This is a genomic window from Mesorhizobium sp. M7A.F.Ca.CA.004.12.1.1 (assembly GCF_003997835.1).
In the GTDB taxonomy this organism is placed as follows: Bacteria; Pseudomonadota; Alphaproteobacteria; order Rhizobiales; family Rhizobiaceae; genus Mesorhizobium.
Map to the genome: position 1 here is coordinate 1 of NZ_RZRK01000874.1, position 2,494 is coordinate 2,494.

Consider the following 2,494-nt stretch of genomic DNA (forward strand, 5'->3'; position numbering starts at 1 on the left):
ACCTGTCATCGCGCCTTCGACATGACGCGCGACCCGGCCGAGGCGCTCGAATCGCTGATCCGCAGCAAGGTCGGCCGCGTGCTGACCAGCGGCCAGCGTGACACTGCTATCGAAGGCTTGCCGCTGTTGGCGGATCTGGTGCGGCAGGCCGGCGAGCGCATCGTCATCCTCGGCTGCGGCGGACTGGATTTGCACAACATTGCCGAAGTGCGCAGCAAAACCGGCCTGTCCGAAATGCATTTTGCCGCCCTCAAGGATGTGCCGAGTGCCATGGACTACCGCAATCCCCATGTCGGCATGGGTGGTTCCGATCTCGATCGCGAATACCGCAACACGCTCACCGACACATCACTGGTGGCGGCAACGATCGCGGCAGCCAAGGCATGACCTCGACCCCTGCCCCGATAGCCCGTGTATCGGCCGCAGACGAAGCGGCGATCCTGGCGCTCAACAACGAGCATGCCGCAGAACTGTCGTGGCTGGAGGCTGAGCGGCTGTCCTTCCTGCTTGGCGAAGCGTTTTACACCAGGCGCATCGGCGATCTCGAAGCCTTCATCATGACCTTCGACCAGGACGCCCGCTACGACAGCCCGAATTTCCTCTGGTTTCGCGAACGCTACGAGCGCTTCGTCTATGTCGACCGGGTTGTCGTGGCGGCGCACGCGCGCGGCCGAGGCCATGCCCGCCGGCTCTATCAGGATCTGTTCGGCCATGTTGAGCGCGCCGGCTACAATCTGGTCACCTGCGAAGTCAACACCGACCCGCCGAACCCTGCCTCGGATGTCTTTCACGCCGCCCTTGGCTTCACTGAGGCCGGCGACGCAGTGATCCATGGCGGTAAGAAAGCAGTGCGCTATTACGTCAGATCGCTGCAGGCATAGAGAGGGCGGGCGCGCCGCAAGACGGCCTGAACGCCCTGTTGCTCACCAGTTGCGGTTGAGCCATTCGCGCGCCGGGCGCTCGATGAGGTAGTAGCTGCAGGCCGCACAAGCGAAGACTGCGGCTAGCATCGGCATCGGCATGACGCCTTGCTCATAGACGAATTTGTAGAACGGCTGCTGCCACAGATAGAGCGAGTACGACCACAGACCCAGCGTCGCCATCGGCCAGGAGGACAGCAATCCGGAAATATACCGTGGGCTGAAATCGAGTGCGTTGACGGCCAGAGCCAGCAGCGGCACCGCGAAGAGATAGTGGATCGGCGTCGGCACCTGATCCAGGAACAGGACAACGGCACAGAACGTCGCCACCAGGGCCACATGCTTGCCTCTCAAAAACGCCGGCAGCATGCCGTCGGCCTTCAGCAGGCAGATCGAAGCCGACAGCAGGATCGACGCGATGTGCACGTCGGTGCGCCAATAGGTGGTTTCGTAGTCCATCCCGAAGACCCAGTACGAAACCGCGCCATTGGCCATGGCCAGCAAGGCCAGCGCCAGGAGCAGCACAACCACGCGAGAGCGACTTGAGACGATGACGCTGATCAGCGCCAGGATGATGTAGGCGTGCTCCTCGATGCAGAGCGACCAGATATGGTCGAGCGCCCCTGCCCGCGTCACGAGAATGCCGGCATAGTTGTAGGTGAATGTCAGCGCCGTCAGCGCCGCCTTCCATTTGAAGGCGATGAATGTGCCGGACAGCGCAATCATCGCGACGACTACGAAGACCAGAAGAGCCGGATAGATGCGGGAGAAGCGGCGTTTGAAGAATTTTTTCAGCGGGTAGCGTTCGATGAACAGGATCTCGCCCATCAGCCGGCCGCTGAGCACGAAAAAGAATTCGACGCCCAGCACGCCAAGATTGATTCCCGGAACCGGAAAGAAATGGCCGATCAGCACCAGTGCGATCGAAAGCCCGCGCCAGCCGTCGAGATAGGCCAGTCTTGTTCTGGTTGATCTGTCGGCGGCGGATCGGGACGGAACGACATGCGTCGCGGAAATGTCGGTCATGCCGATCCTCTCGCAAATAGGCATGCGAAAGGGCACGACATTTCGAACCCGGCTCGCATTCCCGCCCAAATCCATATTGCAGTGCAATATGGATTTGTGCAAGTGCGAGATTGCCGCCGGTGCAGTTCCAGGTGAAGTGTCGGCGGAAGAAATTGCTCAGGCAAACGATTGGTGCGGGGGCGATTCCATCAAAAGTTTGGGCAACTACAGGTCGCCACAAAAGGAAAAGGGGCCGCATGACCCCTTCTCCGTGTCCACAACGGATCGTGTCAGGCGTTGGCGGCAGCCACCGCGCGCTTGGCCATCACCGTGATCAGATTGGCGCGATAGTCGGCCGAGGCGTGGATGTCGGTCATCAAATTCTTCGCCGGCACTTTCACCCCTTCGAGTGCCGAGGCCGCAAAATTCTTGGCCAATGCTGCCTCGATCTCCTTCGAACGAAAAACGCCGTCGTCGCCGGCACCGGTGACGGCGACGCTGACGCCATCCTTGCCCTTGGCCACGAACACGCCGACGATGGCGTAGCGCGATGCCGGATTGCGGAATTT

At 61.0% G+C, this 2,494-nt stretch carries 3 protein-coding genes and 1 pseudogene; 2 read left to right on the top strand and 2 right to left on the bottom strand.

Annotated features, from left to right (window positions below; translation table 11 throughout):
• Both EN984_RS31045 and EN984_RS31050 read left to right on the top strand, forming a co-directional pair.
• The coding region (locus EN984_RS31045) for a copper homeostasis protein CutC (RefSeq protein WP_281057360.1) at positions 1-387 on the top strand (387 nt) is incomplete at its 5' end.
• Complete coding sequence (locus tag EN984_RS31050; protein ID WP_127268338.1) at positions 384-881, top strand: GNAT family N-acetyltransferase; 498 nt, start codon at positions 384-386, stop codon at positions 879-881. The genes EN984_RS31045 and EN984_RS31050, both read left to right, overlap by 4 nt.
• A 42-nt stretch (positions 882-923) precedes the next feature.
• Here EN984_RS31050 and EN984_RS31055 read toward each other — a convergent pair whose 3' ends face one another.
• Both EN984_RS31055 and EN984_RS31060 read right to left on the bottom strand, forming a co-directional pair.
• On the bottom strand, positions 924-1,946 hold the full coding sequence (locus tag EN984_RS31055) for an acyltransferase (protein ID WP_127268337.1): 1,023 nt from the start codon (positions 1,944-1,946) through the stop codon (positions 924-926).
• Between the two features lie 269 nt (positions 1,947-2,215).
• A pseudogene (locus EN984_RS31060) lies at positions 2,216-2,494 on the bottom strand (carbon monoxide dehydrogenase); the annotation flags it as partial.

What these genes read in the sequence shown, in the direction of transcription:
- EN984_RS31050 (WP_127268338.1), top strand. Translation starts at nt 384, where the DNA reads ATGACCTCGACCCCTGCCCCGATAGCCCGTGTATCGGCCGCAGACGAA.
- EN984_RS31055 (WP_127268337.1), bottom strand. Translation starts at nt 1,946, where the DNA reads ATGACCGACATTTCCGCGACGCATGTCGTTCCGTCCCGATCCGCCGCC.